The organism is Paenibacillus solani (assembly GCF_050475945.1).
Lineage (GTDB): Bacteria > Bacillota > Bacilli > Paenibacillales > Paenibacillaceae > Paenibacillus_AQ > Paenibacillus_AQ solani_A.
Map to the genome: position 1 here is coordinate 72,498 of NZ_JBCMXJ010000012.1, position 16,093 is coordinate 88,590.

General features: G+C 44.8%; 17 protein-coding genes. 15 read left to right on the forward strand and 2 right to left on the reverse strand.

The features are described from left to right. The first annotated feature begins 2 nt into the window (after positions 1 to 2). Both ABEQ74_RS13740 and ABEQ74_RS13745 read left to right on the forward strand, forming a co-directional pair. The gene (locus ABEQ74_RS13740) at positions 3 to 662 is read left to right on the forward strand and encodes a YdcF family protein (protein WP_430122738.1); all 660 of its coding nucleotides are present in this window, start codon (positions 3 to 5) and stop codon (positions 660 to 662) included. A 348-nt stretch (positions 663 to 1,010) separates the two neighbouring features. Then, on the forward strand, positions 1,011 to 1,979 hold the full coding sequence (locus ABEQ74_RS13745; RefSeq protein WP_430122739.1) for an AAA family ATPase: 969 nt from the start codon (positions 1,011 to 1,013) through the stop codon (positions 1,977 to 1,979). Positions 1,980 to 2,024: 45 nt separating this feature from the next. On the opposite strand, the gene ABEQ74_RS13750 is transcribed toward ABEQ74_RS13745, so the two are convergent. Next, a complete protein-coding gene (locus ABEQ74_RS13750) occupies positions 2,025 to 3,740 on the reverse strand; it encodes a fibronectin type III domain-containing protein (protein ID WP_430122913.1) in 1,716 nt (571 codons plus the stop codon). A gap of 749 nt (positions 3,741 to 4,489) precedes the next feature. Here ABEQ74_RS13750 and hflX point away from each other — a divergent pair. The 9 genes from hflX (at position 4,490) to ABEQ74_RS13795 (ending at position 12,818) form a co-directional block, all read left to right on the forward strand. Continuing rightward, positions 4,490 to 5,776, forward strand: a complete 1,287-nt coding sequence (gene hflX, locus ABEQ74_RS13755) for a GTPase HflX (RefSeq protein ID WP_430122740.1) — start codon at positions 4,490 to 4,492, stop codon at positions 5,774 to 5,776. Between the two features lie 154 nt (positions 5,777 to 5,930). After that, complete coding sequence (locus ABEQ74_RS13760) at positions 5,931 to 7,184, forward strand: aminotransferase class I/II-fold pyridoxal phosphate-dependent enzyme (protein WP_430122741.1); 1,254 nt, start codon at positions 5,931 to 5,933, stop codon at positions 7,182 to 7,184. 82 nt (positions 7,185 to 7,266) lie between these two features. After that, positions 7,267 to 7,677: a MerR family transcriptional regulator gene (locus ABEQ74_RS13765; protein WP_430122742.1), complete on the forward strand. Its 411-nt coding sequence runs from the start codon at positions 7,267 to 7,269 to the stop codon at positions 7,675 to 7,677. Positions 7,678 to 7,733: 56 nt separating this feature from the next. Next, positions 7,734 to 9,062 (forward strand): type I glutamate--ammonia ligase, encoded by a 1,329-nt coding sequence (glnA, locus tag ABEQ74_RS13770; RefSeq protein WP_430122743.1) that lies wholly within the window; start codon positions 7,734 to 7,736, stop codon positions 9,060 to 9,062. A gap of 279 nt (positions 9,063 to 9,341) precedes the next feature. Further along, positions 9,342 to 9,632 (forward strand): hypothetical protein, encoded by a 291-nt coding sequence (locus ABEQ74_RS13775; protein ID WP_430122744.1) that lies wholly within the window; start codon positions 9,342 to 9,344, stop codon positions 9,630 to 9,632. 303 nt (positions 9,633 to 9,935) lie between these two features. After that, positions 9,936 to 10,043, forward strand: coding sequence for a YjcZ family sporulation protein (locus tag ABEQ74_RS13780; RefSeq protein ID WP_430122745.1), 108 nt, complete (start codon positions 9,936 to 9,938; stop codon positions 10,041 to 10,043). Positions 10,044 to 10,152: 109 nt separating this feature from the next. Beyond that, entirely contained in the window at positions 10,153 to 10,497 is a 345-nt protein-coding gene (locus ABEQ74_RS13785) for a transposase (protein WP_430122746.1), read from the forward strand. Then, positions 10,419 to 11,303 (forward strand): IS3 family transposase, encoded by an 885-nt coding sequence (locus tag ABEQ74_RS13790; protein ID WP_430122747.1) that lies wholly within the window; start codon positions 10,419 to 10,421, stop codon positions 11,301 to 11,303. Before ABEQ74_RS13785 ends, ABEQ74_RS13790 begins: the two co-directional genes overlap by 79 nt. A gap of 729 nt (positions 11,304 to 12,032) precedes the next feature. Beyond that, the gene (locus ABEQ74_RS13795) at positions 12,033 to 12,818 is read left to right on the forward strand and encodes a hypothetical protein (RefSeq protein ID WP_430122748.1); all 786 of its coding nucleotides are present in this window, start codon (positions 12,033 to 12,035) and stop codon (positions 12,816 to 12,818) included. Between the two features lie 76 nt (positions 12,819 to 12,894). Here ABEQ74_RS13795 and lexA read toward each other — a convergent pair whose 3' ends face one another. Then, positions 12,895 to 13,521, reverse strand: a complete 627-nt coding sequence (gene lexA, locus ABEQ74_RS13800) for a transcriptional repressor LexA (RefSeq protein ID WP_053493826.1) — start codon at positions 13,519 to 13,521, stop codon at positions 12,895 to 12,897. Between the two features lie 174 nt (positions 13,522 to 13,695). Here lexA and ABEQ74_RS13805 point away from each other — a divergent pair, with 174 nt between their 5' ends. The 4 genes from ABEQ74_RS13805 (at position 13,696) to ABEQ74_RS13820 (ending at position 16,075) form a co-directional block, all read left to right on the forward strand. Next, positions 13,696 to 14,067, forward strand: a complete 372-nt coding sequence (locus ABEQ74_RS13805; RefSeq protein WP_430122749.1) for a LysM peptidoglycan-binding domain-containing protein — start codon at positions 13,696 to 13,698, stop codon at positions 14,065 to 14,067. A 257-nt stretch (positions 14,068 to 14,324) separates the two neighbouring features. Beyond that, a complete protein-coding gene (locus ABEQ74_RS13810) occupies positions 14,325 to 14,531 on the forward strand; it encodes a DUF896 domain-containing protein (protein WP_053493824.1) in 207 nt (68 codons plus the stop codon). A gap of 172 nt (positions 14,532 to 14,703) precedes the next feature. Next, the gene (locus ABEQ74_RS13815; RefSeq protein WP_430122751.1) at positions 14,704 to 15,228 is read left to right on the forward strand and encodes a hypothetical protein; all 525 of its coding nucleotides are present in this window, start codon (positions 14,704 to 14,706) and stop codon (positions 15,226 to 15,228) included. Between the two features lie 55 nt (positions 15,229 to 15,283). Then, positions 15,284 to 16,075, forward strand: a complete 792-nt coding sequence (locus tag ABEQ74_RS13820; protein WP_430122752.1) for an HAD family hydrolase — start codon at positions 15,284 to 15,286, stop codon at positions 16,073 to 16,075. Positions 16,076 to 16,093: the final 18 nt, after the last annotated feature.

A 16,093-nucleotide genomic window follows, 5' to 3' on the forward strand; every position in this document is an offset into this window, starting at 1 on the left:
TCATGCGTCAAAAACAAGTAATACATAAGAGTCTGCCTCAAGCAGGCACACAGAAGAGAGCATGGTATCGACGAGGGATCTATACCCTGCTCTCTCTTGTTGTAATCGGAGTTCTATGGGTGGGTTATGTGTATTGGAAAATCGAACACCCGGTCAGCAATCCTGCGGATCGTGCCGATGTTGGCATAATTCTGGGAGCTTCCATGTGGGGAGATTATCCTAGCCCCGGCCTTCGTGAACGGCTTGAGCATGCATTGAAGGAATATCATGAAGGTCGTTTTGACACTTTCATCGTATCAGGCGGCTTGGATAAGCCCGGATATACATATACCGAAGCGGAAGGAATGAGAAACTTTCTTGTCGCCGAAGGCGTTCCTGAGGAGCGGATAGTTCTGGAGAATGCAGCCACGAGCACATATGAAAATTTGCTATATAGCCAAGATATTATGGAAAAGCACGGATGGAACACAGCCATTATCATAACTCATGATTATCACGGGACGAGAGCATTGGAAGTAGCAAAAACGCTTGGTTACAATCAACCTACAATTTCACTGACGAAATCTACTGTTCTGCCCATGATCAAACACAAGAGCAGGGAAGTGCTGGCCTATACGAAATGGACAGCAGACCGGGTATTAATCGCAATAGGTGTCCTATGAGAAGAAACTTCTAATAAGCAGGCAGTAAATAGAATATATTGGAATAGACTGTTCATTCTTTTGAAACAGGCGAGAAGCAAGGAGAGGCGCCTGACGGCCGCAAAGCGACGATCTGGAGACAGGTTACTAAGGTGAACTTCGGTCGCAAGGGCGCTGCACGGAATATCCTTTAAGTATACCGATTTATACCCTGAAAGAAGTGTTTCTACCAAGGAAGAAGGTGACTCATTCATTCGCGATAATATGAACTTGTTAAACGGGCAAATCGAACAATTTCGGAGGTAAGGTAAACGAAGCCCACCTTCAGAGCTTGAGCAATCACAAACTTGTTGTTGCGAGGTGATTTCTTTGGGCGGGAGCCTTAGACAAATAACCATTAACGATTCCCGTATGAATATTACTTTTAAAGCACAGGAGGAGGAAAAACGGGCAGTAGAGGAAATCAAGGAATCACCTGTTCACCCAGAGCATGAATCCATCAATCATATCTTTCACGAGCTAAACTCTATGATCGGCCTAGAGAATGTTAAGGATCTTATTTATGAGATCTATGCGTTTCTTCAAATTGAAAAAATGCGCAGCGAAGCCGGTTTGAAAATAGGTTCCCAGTCATTCCATATGTTGTTTAAAGGGAACCCGGGAACAGGGAAGACCACTGTTGCTCGTCTTGTCGCGAAACTTTTTCAAAAAATGGGCTTGTTGAGCAAAGGTCATCTGGTGGAAGTTGAAAGAGCTGATCTCGTTGGAGAATATATAGGCCATACAGCGCAGAAGACGAGAGAATTGGTTAAGAAGGCAATGGGGGGCATATTATTCATTGATGAAGCTTACAGCCTGGCTCGCGGGGGAGAGAAGGACTTTGGTAAAGAGGCGATAGATTGCCTTGTCAAAGTGATGGAAGACAAAAAGGATGATCTCATTATCATTCTTGCCGGGTACCCTGACGAGATGATGGACTTCCTGGAAACGAACACAGGGCTGCCTTCGCGCTTTCCAATCAAAATTGTGTTCCGTGACTATACGCTCGATGAATTGATTCTGATCGCCAACAAGATGGTAAATGAGAGAGAATATACGCTGAGTGATGCAGCAAGCAGGAGACTTAGGGAAATCATTCTTGATGAAAAGATTAGCGAACCGGTATTTAGCAATGCCAGACTTGTCCGGAACCTTATTGAAAAATCAATTCGTAATCAGGCCGTTCGTTTAATGAGCCGCCATACAAAATTGTCAAAACAGGATTTAATGCTGATTCTTCCTAACGATATGATGTCTTCCATAGAGAACGGCATTAAGTCTGAAAGCATTATTTCGTAAAAAAATGCCCCTCAGAAGGAATTGTCCTTCGGAGGGGCTTTCCCGTTAAGGGAGTGTGTTCAGAAATGGTTTTACCGTATTTGCAAGAGCATAATTCGTGGTCGCATCCCAGTTGATGGACCAAGTCATCGCTCCCCGGATATCAGGATATTTAGCAACGGGCTTATAACTTCCACAGCTGTTGCCAGTTGCCAAACAATTCAGGGCATTATTCACGACCGTTGGAGAAACATAACCGCCCCCTGCTGCTGCAGAGGTAGCTGGTACTCCAATTCCCAATTGGGAAGGCGATACCCACTGCAGCGTCAAATCCGAGAGCGCAGTAAGGAAATCTACCGTTCCCTGGGAATAACATTTACCGTCGCGGCCCAGCATACATCCAGAGTTGTAATACTGTACATTGATCACAGTTGTAATATCTTTCAGATTATTGTACAGCTGCATATAAGTAGTATTTGGATTTTGCATGTCAATGGTTTGAGGAGCCATCGTAAGTACAAAATCATTGCCTACTTTTTGCTTCAGTTGACGGATTGCATTCGTCAGGTTAGGTACATTCATGCCATGCTCCAGATCAACATCAATTCCATCGAGTCCAAATCGAGTGATGACCCCATACATGCTGTTCACAAAGTTCGTTACATTTGGTGAAGCACTATTCAAATTGATGTTGCCCTTTTCCCCGCCAATGGAGATAATAACTTTCTTGCCTTGGGCACGTTTAGCCTGAATATCCGCGATCAGATCGGCATCTGTATAACCGCCAAGAGCAGCGGATAGCGCAGAATCTACAGTAAAAGTGACGCCACCAGGATTGGCAGGGTCCATATCGGCAAATGACAATACAATGATGTCATACTGATTCGGTATATCTCTTACTTTTAATTTGGTGGCACCGTTAACGAAGTTCTGCCAATACCCTGTCAAAAGATGCTTCGTTGTAGGCTGGCCACCTCCACCTGTGCCAGAAGTTGTTGCATTCACGGTGCTACTTGCAGGAGAGAGATTCCCGGCAGCATCTTTAGCAACGACTTTAAACGAATATGTCGTGCTCGGTGTAAGTCCTGATATGGTAGCCGATAGACCGGTAACCGAAACAGCCAGGGAAGAGCCTTGGTATACATCATATCCTGTCACACCTACATTGTCGGTAGATGCTTGCCAGGACAAAGTTACGCTTGAAGACGTGACGCCACTGACTGTTAGATTGGATGGAGCCGTAGGAGCCGTAGTGTCAGTACCACCGCCTGTTCCAGAAGTGGTTGCATTCACGGTAGCACTTGCAGGAGAGAGATTTCCCGCAGCGTCTTTAGCAACGACTTTAAACGAATACGTTGTGCTCGGAGTAAGTCCTGATATGGTAGCTGATAGACCAGTAACCGAAACAGCCAGGGAAGAACCCTGGTATACATCATATCCTGTCACACCTACATTGTCCGTAGATGCTTGCCAGGACAAAGTTACGCTTGAAGACGTGACACCACTGACCGTTAGGTTAGCTGGAGCCGTAGGAGCCGTAGTGTCAGTACCACCGCCACCACCTTGTACCAACTGCCACAAGGCAGGAACATTAGGCGGTTCCCAACCGGTTAACGAGGTATGAGGTTGAATGACTTTATACGTATTTCCGCTATACGTGGCGGTGTCGTTTACAGCATAAGAAACATTGGGTGCCCAAGGGCCACGGTCAGCAGCTGAAACCTCAAGAGGAAAAAAGCTCATTAACATAGACATGACGACCAGTAAAGGCAACAACATCATTCGCTTTTGACCAAGTGCTTTGAATACTTGCGTTTTCACAATAAATCCCTCCTCAATGATAATGAATTAGACCGTCGTCTATCCTGCGTAAAACAAGACCACCTCCTTTCAGAAAAGTATATGTAAGATCTTACATTGTGAAAGCGTTATCAAAATATGGTGAAGGTAGGGGGAAAATCTGCTAAAGCAGGGATAAAATATTCCATAAAATTGTTAATATTAACATTTTAAGTAAATCTATATCCGTAATCAAAACTTACAATAAAGGTTAATCTCATTCAATAGATCGGAAGAATCAATTTCATGCCTGTATGAGGGTCTTGGAATAACATTCATTGGTTTTTTGCGCACGTAAGTGGGCAACGCGTTCCTGATATTAATAATGAAAGAACAAAATAATCAATTGAGAGAAAAAAGACAGGGATATCCGCTTTGAATATTGCATCGAGTATGTAGGGGGATGTGCTGCAGGAGTCATGTTGTGACGAATGACCATATTATGAGATATAATAAGGGAACCATTGGTTTCCCGGAAACATGGATCTACATAGAGCGGAAGGGCGAAGCGGAACTCGTATCGATGTTTGCGCACCGGAAAACTTTATGCTAAACGAAAAATTACAATGAGATTGAATGTAACTTCGAACATAATGGAGGGTAGCGCTGCCTTCTTTGGATCATAATGTTTATTGCAGGCAGCAGCAGTTTAGTTCAATAAGGAAACGGAATCGTTAGAAGGAGTTGGCTACATGACAAATATAACACATGATACCCGAACGGAAATCGATGATCGAGCAGTTTTGGTCAGTTTGGTGACAGATGCGGTTAAGCGCTCCGGTATCAATCCGGAACACTCGCTGCAGGAGTTGGTTCAGTTAGCAGAAACTGCGGGTGTTGAAGTGCTCGATGTTATCACGCAGAATCGGGAAGTGCCGGATTCCAGGTGGTTTATTGGAAAAGGGAAAGTGGAAGAGCTGCGCATGGCGATAGATGGTTTAGGGGCTACAACAGCCATATTTGATCAGGAGCTGTCAGGCGCGCAAGTCCGCAATCTGGAAGAATCTCTGGATGTGAAGATCATTGACAGAACTCAGTTGATTTTAGATATTTTTGCCCAGAGAGCCAAAACGCGCGAGGGGATTATTCAAGTGGAGCTGGCTCAGCTTACTTATCTGCTCCCCCGACTATCAGGCCATGGTAAGAATCTGTCCAGGCTGGGAGCCGGGATCGGAACCCGTGGACCAGGGGAGAGCAAGCTTGAAACTGATCGCAGACATATTCGCGATAGAATCAGCGATCTAAAACGACAGCTGGATGAAGTCACACGCCATCGTACGCTTCATCGGGAACGCCGCAAGAAGAGCGGAGCTGTGCAAGTTGCTCTTGTCGGATATACCAATGCAGGGAAGTCGACATTGTTGAATCGATTAACGGCTGCTGATGTATATATCGAAAATCAATTGTTCGCCACTCTAGACCCAACTTCGCGAGTGCTTGAACTGCCTAGCGGCAAAGAAGTCGTGCTTACAGATACGGTAGGATTTATTCAGAATCTTCCTCATGATCTGGTCGCAGCATTCCGAGCGACGCTGGAAGAGGCCAACGAGGCGGATCTGATCCTTCATGTAGTAGACGCTTCTTCACCTATGCGTGACGACCAGATGGCCGTTGTACAGAGCATACTACAGGATTTAGGGGCAGCGGATAAGCCTCAGATCGTGCTGTACAACAAGATAGATATCTGCGAGCCTGAGCAGTTAGAGATGCTGCCTAACGGAGAAGGACACTTGAAAGTTAGCGCGTATAATGATCAGGATTTGGAAGCGGTACGCGAAGCGATCCAGGAACAGCTCTCGGGAGGAAATGTAACATTCCGAATCCCGGCAGATCGCGGTGATCTGAACTCGCTTGTATACCGCGTAGGTGATGTGCTTGAGCAGTCTTTTGATGAGAGTGATATTCTTTATACGGTCCAAATTCATAAAACAGACTATGAAAAGATCGGGTATATGCTCCAAGAATATGTTCAGAATTGATGCAGGCCATCGATAGGATGCAATAGAAGCCCCCAAAGAGGGGCTTCTATTGCGTGTTTGGCGTGAATTGATTCATTTGTTGGAATTACATCAATGCAAGCTGATGTGTTAAGATATGAAACATTACGTGTAATAGAGGAGAGAGCAGGTTATCATGGCCAGATTTTCGCAAGATATAGTTGAATTAAGCAATGAGATCGAATTAAAGATAGGTCAACGATTACGTGAAATAGACGCTATCGTTGATTTTAATCAGTGGAAAGTGATTGATGCCTTCCAGAAACATCAGGTGAGTGATTTTCATTTCGCGGCATCCACCGGTTATGCTTACAATGATCGTGGTCGTGAAGTGCTGGATGAAGTCTACGCAGACATTTTTGGAGCAGAATCCGCCTTGGTAAGACCTCATTTTGCCTCCGGGACCCATACGATATCCACGGCGCTGTTTGGTGTACTAAGACCAGGAGATGAACTGCTATACATTTCTGGGCGTCCCTATGATACCCTTCACAAGGTGATTGGTGAAACGAAGGATGGATCGGGTTCACTGCGGGATTTCGGGATTGGTTACCATGAGGTTGCCTTGACAGAACAGGGGGATATAGATTGGGAACGAGTGACGGAGGCCATCAAGTCTTCTACTAAAGTTATCGGTATCCAGCGTTCCCGGGGATATGATTGGCGATCTTCCTTTACGGTATCGCAAATTGGGGAAATGGTAAGACGAATCCGCGCTATACGCGAAGATTTAATTATTTTCGTTGATAACTGTTATGGTGAATTTACAGAGCAATTGGAACCGACAGAGGTAGGCGTGGATCTGATGGCAGGATCCCTTATTAAGAATCCTGGAGGAGGCATTGCCGAAACTGGCGGTTATATATGTGGCAAGACAGAATATGTGGATCTGGCTGCCAATCGGCTGACTGCACCGGGGATTGGACGCGAAGTCGGGGCTATGCTGGGAACGACCAGAGGAATATATCAAGGCCTGTTTCTCGCCCCATCAACGGTAGGTCAAGCGGTGAAGGGAAGTATTTACGCATCCGCGATGTTCGAGGCTGTTGGATTTACGACTAAGCCGGGCTGGCAGGATGAACGAACCGATTTGATCCAGGCAGTTTCTTTTAGTGGTGCTGAGCATTTAATTGCATTTGTCCAGGGCATTCAACGTGCCGCTGCTGTAGACAGTCATGTGGTACCTGAACCGTGGGAAATGCCCGGTTACGAACATCCAGTGATCATGGCTGCAGGTACCTTTATTCAAGGAGGAAGCTTGGAGTTGTCAGCAGACGCGCCTATCCGCTCTCCTTATATTGGTTATATGCAAGGTGGGTTAACTTACTCTCATGTTAAATATGGGGTACTAATGGCTCTTCAAAATATGAAAGATCGCAAGTTGTTGTGAGTTATCCTAACATGTGGTTGACGTCGCTGATCAGGAAATGTACAATAGGATCAGAATAGACCACTTGGAAGGTTGATGAGATATGGGTGATGAGATTCGGAGGAATATGGCTTTGTTTCCGATAGGCATTGTGATGAAGCTTACGGATCTATCTGCCAGACAAATTCGTTATTATGAACAACATAATTTAATTGTCCCTGCTCGCACTTCGGGCAACCAACGCCTGTTTTCCTTCAATGATGTGGAGCGTTTGCTAGAGATAAAAGCATTGATCGAAAAAGGTGTTAACATTGCTGGCATTAAGCAAGTGATGAACCCTGTCACAAAAGAATCGGAAGAAGCAACAGTTATGACTCCAGATACAGAAAACAGACGTCGTGAAATGTCTGAATCTCAGCTGCGCCGTTTGCTGAAGCAGGAATTGATCACCGCTAAGAGACCGGGGCAGGTTTCATTAATTCAGGGGGAACTGTCCCGGTTTTTTAATAAATAAGGAATGCCATACTGCAATTCATCAAAATCGGTGTTATTTAAAAAGGAGAGGATATAGTGAGTTATACGAGAGAAGACATTCTGCGCATTGCCAAAGAAGAAAATGTTCGATTCATCCGTTTGCAATTTACCGACTTGCTTGGAACGATTAAAAATGTCGAGATTCCGGTAAGCCAACTTCCCAAAGCACTTGATAACAAGATGATGTTTGATGGTTCTTCCATTGAAGGTTATGTGCGTATCGAAGAATCCGATATGTACCTGTATCCAGACCTCGATACCTTTATGATCTTTCCGTGGGTATCCGAAGACCGCGTAGCTCGTTTGATCTGTGATGTTTATATGCCTGACGGTACTCCATTTGCCGGTGATCCGCGAGGTATTTTGAAGAGAGCGCTGAAAGTAGCCGAAGAGATGGGTTACACTTCGATGAACGTTGGTCCCGAGCCTGAGTTCTTCCTGTTCAAAACGGATGAAAAAGGCAATCCGACCATGGAACTTAATGACCAAGGCGGATACTTTGACCTTGCGCCTACCGATCTCGGCGAGAACTGCCGCCGCGATATCGTACTGACGCTGGAAGAGATGGGTTTTGAGATCGAAGCATCTCACCATGAAGTTGCTCCCGGGCAGCATGAAATCGACTTCAAATATGCGAATGCAATCAAAGCAGCTGACCAGATTCAAACGTTTAAATTAGTAGTTAAGACAATCGCTCGTCAACATGGTCTGATTGCTACCTTTATGCCCAAACCGCTGTTCGGTGTGAACGGCTCGGGTATGCACTGCAACCAATCCCTATTCAAAGGCAGTGAGAATGCATTTGTCGATGAAAAGGATGAACTTGGCTTGAGCAATACCGCTCGTCATTATATGGCAGGTATTCTTAAACATGCACGCGCGTTTGCTGCGATCACGAACCCTACGGTTAACTCGTACAAACGTCTCGTGCCTGGTTACGAAGCACCATGCTACGTGGCTTGGTCTGCAAGTAATCGTAGTCCCATGATTCGTATTCCTGCTTCGCGCGGTCTCAGCACTCGTATTGAGGTGCGGAATCCGGACCCGGCGGCTAATCCTTACTTGACTCTGGCAGTTTTACTGAAGGCAGGTCTGGACGGCATCAAGCGTGAGCTTTCACTGCCGGCTCCAATCGATCGCAACATCTACGTGATGAGCGAGGAAGAGCGAATTGAGGAAGGTATTCCTAGTTTGCCAGCTAACCTAAAGGAAGCCATCAACGAGATGGTTCGCAGCGAAGTCATTTGCGAAGCGCTTGGAGACCATGCGCTGACTCACTTCTACGAGTTGAAAGAAATCGAATGGGATATGTACCGCACGCAAGTCCACCAATGGGAGCGCGATCAGTACATCACCATGTATTAATAGAGAAATCCCTTGCGCCGTAAGGCGTGGGGGATTTTATTTTTGTGAGTAGATTGGTTTGAAACGGAGGGTCTTGGACTACGCTGGCCAGTGGTCTGACTACATGGGCGTTTCCAACCATAAGAGCGCCGTCACCCAAGAGGGTTTTATGCGCTTCTTACACAAGGTCGGAATCTTCGAATACGGAGGCGGCGTGCTGCCGAATAATCCGGCTGGGCAAGGATTCATGAATTCACAAGACAATCGCGGCAGCTGCCGCTATATTAGGAGGTTGTTAGCGTGTCGATTTGGGCCGATACTCCACGGATAAGCGGGCCGCCAGATACCCAAGACATCGGCGTGATACTCGGGTATGTGAAAGACTTGGCTAATACGGTTGCAAAGATGGAGAAGGATTTAGAGTTCCTTGTGAATGGTAATCTGGATGTGAACAATATCCAGGCTAACAGTATTGAGACAAAGAATCTTAAAGCAAACTCCATTGGCTTATATGCTGACAGGATCTTTTTTTTAATTTATATAGACATTAGCCTTGTCAATAGTCAAGAACCTGAATACCTTATGGCATAACCCAATAAAGGAGGAAACGTCTTGAGTGAAGTAAGACACGGTCATCATTGTCATCACGGTTACCATAATCCAGTTGGAGCAATATTGGTTCTATTTATCCTTTTGGTTATTATCACTAGTGCTTTCTGTGGTTGGATATAATTTCTCGCCAAGATGACTTGATTTATGACGATTTCACACAGAAAAAGAACTTCGCTGGCTTAGGCTGGTGGGGTCTTTTTTTTGTTAACAAGCACATTGGCCCTGGCATTGGATGAGATTTTGAATATTTTGTATCGATAACGTAGAAAAGGAGGGGACATCATGGGTGAAGTTGGTTACGATGGAGGATACGGCGTTAAAAACTCAGTCGGAGCGGTTCTAGTTCTTTTTATCTTGTTGGTCATCATTTTAGGTTCTTTTTGGGTTTAATTTCTCCAGTTTAAGCAAAGACCCTACCGGTTAATGTGAAGTGCACCCCTTAGAATAGAAATTGGAAAAACCCCTGGTTATTCCGATGAATTCTAGGGGGTGTATTTTTATGGTAATGAAGGGACCAAAGTTAAAGCAATATTCAAAAGAACTCAAGTTAGAAGCGATTCGACTTCATGTCGAAGAGAAGTGGACTTATCGGCAAATCAACGAACACCTTGGTATTCAAGACAAAGACCGGATGAAGCGTTGGATGCGAAAATATCGGGAACAAGGCGAGTTTGGATGGTTGGATCAGCGAGGACGACGAAAAGAATATATGGATCAAGATCGGTATGTCCAGAAGCTCAAACGGGAGAACGAAATGCTAAAAAAGTGCTTAGAAATCTGGATGAAGGAGGTAAGGAAGAACGCTTCGTACTTATCGAACAAGCAGCGAAACGAGGGCAAGTAGCTGAACTTTGCCAGCTCTTCGGTGTCTCTAGAAGTGGATACTACGCGTATGTGAAGCGAAAAGGGAACGACCGGGATGCCGAGGCGAAACGTCTGATCCGTAGAGCCTATAAACGCTACGATGGAAAGTATGGCTACCGTCAGCTCCAATTGTTTTTGTGGCAGGATGACGGCGTGTGGATGAATCACAAGAAGGTACTGCGCCTCATGCAAAAGCTTGGTCTTCAAGCCAGCATTCGCCGAAAACGCCGGTTTAATATGACGTATCAGGCAGCAGAGCGTGTGGCGGAGAATTTGCTTAACCGTAATTTCACGGCCGAAAAACCTAACCAGAAATGGGTGACGGATGTGACCCAATACCGGGTGGGCGAGCGTTGGCTTTATCTTTCGGCAGTCAAAGACTTATTCAACAATGAGATTGTAGCTTACCAACTCAGCCAACGTAACGATAATGAATTGGTTCTACGGACGTTCGCAAAAGCGTTTGCCAAGCAAAAAGACGTGACCGGATTGATCGTTCACAGCGACCAAGGGTTCCAGTACACGTCATACGCTTATCACGACATGCTGCCAAAGGTTGGCGCCCAAATCAGCATGTCTCGCCGGGGCAATTGCCTAGACAACGCCTCCATGGAGAGCTTCTTCTCGCATCTCAAAACGGAAGGGCTCTATCCCTATGATATCCGAAATTTGACGGAGGCACAAAGGCGAATTGAGAAATACAGAAGATTTTACAACCGAAGACGACCACAGCGCAAATTAAATAAACTGACGCCGGTAGAGTACCGACGCCAGTTCGCAGCCTAGGTGTTTTTTTCAATGTCCACTAAATGGGGTCTTGACCAGTAAGGCGTGGGGGGGGGGTTATTATTTGGGATAAATGGATTAATTACGGATAACCACCAGCTCGAAGAACTGATTGAGATAAATTCCGATTGCTTCAAATTTCCTTGTGATTGTAAAGAAAAATCTGTCTGTCTCTACAGTCATTCGTTTGTTGCGGTTGGCATAAGCAATAAAGCTGAAAAAAGAAAAGACAAAAAAATGATGATAAACAAGCTTATGATTTGCAGAATACTGTTATACGGATTAGGGATAACAAAGTATTGAATAACAATATTCTTAATCAGGAAAAACAATGTCCATTTTCTTATGCTGTTAAAAGCATCACCTGTAAAATATTAATTTATCGAAAACTTTATGTAGCCTTCAGATTTCCTATGGTCGCCAGCTCAACTGATATACTTCATGGCGAATAGTGAACATGCTCCGATGATGAGCAGAACAATGGTCAGGATAATAACAAATTTCTTTCCGTTCATGATTTTCACCTCAACAAGATTATACCAAACAATCAATCCATGAGGCGAAAATATAAGAGTGTTATTGAGATTGATTTTGTCTCGTCTATAGGAAAGTGGTTTATGGTCCCCCTTGTCAGCTTGCTATTATTTCAGTTATAAAATTGTATATTAAAAGCAACAAATACGTGACCGAAAGCGTTTATCATATATAACCCCGTGAAGGAGAAATGTGATGAAACAGAATAAAACGGAGGATTCCAATAACTCTCATAAATCCGCTTGTTCGGACGCAAATTATGATTGCGAGATGAAACATAGAAAGGGGCTATTGGTATTCCGAAGAGAGAGAAGCTTGAAACGTCGAGGGACTGTGCGACTCAGGGCGGCAGGCGGACTGCTGCTTCTACTCGTACTTATTGCTGCCCAGTTCCCATTAGGCGATGAGAAACAACAAGCGGCAGGGGGAATGGAGCCAGCCACAGAGACTATTCGGGCTCAAGGTATAACTGAAGAGGGAAAGTTAAGTGTTATTCCATTAGAGAAGGAAAACATGAAACAGCTTGGCGCACCTAGCTGCTTCGGTCTGGATACAGATCTGTCCATTACCGGAGATTATATCGTGCAGTACCGTTCCAAGGACGATACGAATGAAATAGCTACTCTAAAGGACATGACCTTTATTCAACCGACGAATGATCCTGTCCAAATGATTCGGTTGTCTTTTCAAGAAGCAGATGTTTTTATACTTGCTCCGGAATATAAAGACTGTCATGGAATCGAAATCTATGCCTTTGCCGTTGATCAAGAAACGGGACATGCCGTCCAGCTTCAATTCCAGGATGAGTCCTTAATCTCCAACAGGTCTTATTACAGACCTGGAAGTATCCCTCTGGTAAAAAACAATAGACTGGCTCTGGAGTCCGCGGAGGGACCAGGAGGGGAAGGTTCACCTGAATATAAGCCGATACGTCTGTATCAATTAGACATAGAGAATGCAGTTATGGTATTGGCGAATTAACCATTTGTATATGAATAAGCGAAGAGGTTACCATCCATTTATGGAGGTAACCTCTTATTTGTAGAAAAACTGAGATTTAGTGTACGTCTCGGAAGAGACCGATCACTTTGCCGAGGATCGTAACGTGATTCAGGCGCAAGGGCTCATATGTAGGATTCTCTGGTTGCAATCTTACGTGATCCTTCTCTTTATAGAAGGTTTTAACCGTTGCTTCGTCTTCCTCGGTCATTGCCACGACAATGTCCCCATTGTCAGCCGTTTGCTGTTGGCGAACAATGACGTAATCCCCGCTATGAATTCCTGCTTCAATCATACTGTCGCCTACAACAGACAGCATGAACACCTTATCGTCCCCTACATAATGCTGTGGCAGTGGGAAGTAATCCTCAATATTCTCCATGGCAGTAATCGGTACGCCTGCGGTAACCTTACCAACAACCGGTACTCTGGCAATGGTGTGGGTAAAGAGGCTGGTACTCTCGGATTCTTCCTGGCCAAGCAATTCGATTGCTCTTGGTTTGGTAGGGTCGCGACGGATAAGCCCTTTCTTCTCTAACCGATCCAGATGACCATGGACCGTTGAACTGGAAGCTAGTCCGACAGCCTCGCCGATTTCCCGGACAGAAGGGGGATAACCCTTGCTACGAACTTCGTTGCGGATAAACTCTAAGATCGCCAGCTGGCGGCTGGATATTTTCGACATACCGTATCAACCCCATTTAGTAACGTTTGGGAAAATTATAACATAGAACTTCCGTTCGTACAAACATAAGTTCTAAATTAAACAGAACAAATGTTCTTTTGGGTATTGAATCAAACAAATGTTCGTGTTAATATGACTGCATAACAGAACACTTGTTTGGGAGATGATGTTTCCATGTTGAGATACAGTACATACCGCAGTATTTATGAAAATGCTCCAGTGTTAACGGAGAAACCTACAAGAACGACGATCCAATCATTGAAATCTGCCATAAATTCTATTCCTTTATTTAGACTTGTCATTATTTTATTTATCGCAGCTTCCTTCTGGACAGGAGCATTCTCCGTTTTTGCCGGTGGAATGGATAAGCCAACGGGTGAGAAGCAGGTTATTGTGCAATATGGAGATAGTTTGTGGCGTATTGCTTCCTTACATAAGCCAGAGGATATGGATACGCGTGTATATATGGATAGTATTAGAAGAATCAATGGATTGAGAGGACCGGATATCCAGGCAGGAGAAGTATTATCCTTACCAGTCTGGTGATCAGGCTGCTGGCACGCCACTCATTTATGGAGATGGTTTATGATAACCCCATTCCTATGGACCAATTTCAGAGTAATTAGCGTATTTACTCTGTAGTAGTATAGATAATCATTGATTTCTTTGGTTGGTAAGAATCTATTCGTGAACACCATAAGTTCATATTTGTTCCCAATAAGAGTTTGCGAGGCGCAGTTGCCTTGACAAGCTCTTTTTCACATGTTTAAGTTATAATTGATATCGGAATTGGAGGAGAAGTAATGGACATCGATACTTTGGTTGAACGCATTAATGTACTTGCACGTAAACACAAGAGTGAAGGGTTGACCGAGGAGGAGCTTATAGAACGAGCCGAGCTTCGGGAAATATACCTTAATAATATTCGCAGTAACTTCAGACATCAGCTTGAATCGATTGAGTGGGTTGATGAAAACGACCAAAAGGGCGGCCCGCGATTAAAGCATTAACTGGCCGACCGGCCGAGCAGTCCATTGATGATTAAACGGACGCTTGAATGGAGAAAAGGATAGATTTTTTATACTTGGGGTACCGAATCGATAAACGCACGACTTATATCATCGGATGCCCCAAGTTTATATGTTGTGCCATCATTTTGATCATAATTCCAGGGGGAAGCAAATGTCACGTTCATGGGAAAGAAAAGTCAGCAAGAATATGTCTCAACTCAACAAGCAGCGCAAGAAGCAAGGGCTAACATCGTATCAAGGAACGGCTGTGTCTGACAATAATGACGTGTTTAAAGGTCGTAAATATGTACTTCCCTTAGTGCTTGTAGCTTTAGGGGGCTTGTACGCACTTCTAGGAAGTGCCACATCTGAAGCATCAGGCGGCAGTAACAATACGTTGAATTTGATTGGAGTCGGTTTATACATTTTGCTCGCGGTCATGATATTCTTTCGCAAACCTTACTTGAAAGTTGAACGAGCGTCTGTGTCCACAATGAAATTCAACCGGGAACGCAGGCTGGCTGCATCCGACATTGAGAAGATAAAAATAGCCACAGGTTCAGTAGTAATTCAAGGCAAGGGGAAAGCAGGTAACTGGGTTTTCTCGCGTATGATGAATCTATATGATACGAAAGCCATGGGAGATCGAATGGAAGAGTTTGCAAAGGCTCATCATATTCCGGTTGAACATGACTGAGAATGAGAGGTAAATCATAAAAAGATTATTAATGGGTATGGGGGAGTGGGAGAGTATGCCAATATCAGCAGTTTTGTTTGATCTTGATGATACTTTGTTGTGGGATGAGCGAAGTGTAGAAGAAGCATTTGAAGTGACATGCCAGGCGGGGACTGCAGAAACGGGTGTTGATGCAATAGAACTGCTAAGCGCAGTTCGGGAAGAGGCCAGAGCATTATATGAGTCATATGACACCTTCGCTTTCACTAAGATGATAGGGATTAATCCCTTCGAAGGCTTGTGGGCAAACTTTACGGAGGGCTCGCAGCCTGAGTTTAGAAGGTTAGAGGAACTGGCACCCGTCTATCGGAAGGAATCATGGCGGCGCGGACTACTTCGCTTAGGCGTTGATCATGAGGCTCTAGCTGAAACCCTGGCAAACCAGTTCGCGGCTGAGCGCAGAAACAGACCTTATGTGTATGAAGAAACTTTCGAAGTTCTGAAGCAACTGCATGGGAATGTGAAGCTTCTCCTGCTCACGAATGGAAGTCCTGATTTGCAGCAGGAAAAGCTGGACGGCGTTCCAGAGCTGGTATCTTATTTTGATCATATCATTATCTCGGGTGATTTTGGAAAAGGTAAGCCGGATGTCTCCATCTTCAAACATGCACTTGAACTGCTAGAGGTCGAAGCGGATCAAGCTTTGATGGTAGGAGACAAGCTGACCACGGATATTAAGGGTGGAAATGCAGCTGGTCTGCATACGGTTTGGATTAATCGGGTAGATCGGCCGCATGATCCTGCCATTCAGCCGAAGTTTGAAATTCAGCATTTATCAGAGCTGCATGCAATTATTGCTGACTTGTAAAAAAGATATACCGCACGT

What these genes read in the sequence shown, in the direction of transcription:
- ABEQ74_RS13740 (WP_430122738.1), top strand. Translation starts at nt 3, where the DNA reads ATGCGTCAAAAACAAGTAATACATAAGAGTCTGCCTCAAGCAGGCACA.
- ABEQ74_RS13750 (WP_430122913.1), bottom strand. Translation starts at nt 3,740, where the DNA reads ATGATGTTGTTGCCTTTACTGGTCGTCATGTCTATGTTAATGAGCTTT.
- hflX (WP_430122740.1), top strand. Translation starts at nt 4,490, where the DNA reads ATGACAAATATAACACATGATACCCGAACGGAAATCGATGATCGAGCA.
- ABEQ74_RS13760 (WP_430122741.1), top strand. Translation starts at nt 5,931, where the DNA reads ATGGCCAGATTTTCGCAAGATATAGTTGAATTAAGCAATGAGATCGAA.
- ABEQ74_RS13765 (WP_430122742.1), top strand. Translation starts at nt 7,267, where the DNA reads ATGGGTGATGAGATTCGGAGGAATATGGCTTTGTTTCCGATAGGCATT.
- ABEQ74_RS13780 (WP_430122745.1), top strand. Translation starts at nt 9,936, where the DNA reads ATGGGTGAAGTTGGTTACGATGGAGGATACGGCGTTAAAAACTCAGTC.
- ABEQ74_RS13785 (WP_430122746.1), top strand. Translation starts at nt 10,153, where the DNA reads ATGGTAATGAAGGGACCAAAGTTAAAGCAATATTCAAAAGAACTCAAG.
- ABEQ74_RS13795 (WP_430122748.1), top strand. Translation starts at nt 12,033, where the DNA reads ATGAAACAGAATAAAACGGAGGATTCCAATAACTCTCATAAATCCGCT.
- lexA (WP_053493826.1), bottom strand. Translation starts at nt 13,521, where the DNA reads ATGTCGAAAATATCCAGCCGCCAGCTGGCGATCTTAGAGTTTATCCGC.
- ABEQ74_RS13805 (WP_430122749.1), top strand. Translation starts at nt 13,696, where the DNA reads ATGTTGAGATACAGTACATACCGCAGTATTTATGAAAATGCTCCAGTG.
- ABEQ74_RS13810 (WP_053493824.1), top strand. Translation starts at nt 14,325, where the DNA reads ATGGACATCGATACTTTGGTTGAACGCATTAATGTACTTGCACGTAAA.
- ABEQ74_RS13815 (WP_430122751.1), top strand. Translation starts at nt 14,704, where the DNA reads ATGTCACGTTCATGGGAAAGAAAAGTCAGCAAGAATATGTCTCAACTC.
- ABEQ74_RS13820 (WP_430122752.1), top strand. Translation starts at nt 15,284, where the DNA reads ATGCCAATATCAGCAGTTTTGTTTGATCTTGATGATACTTTGTTGTGG.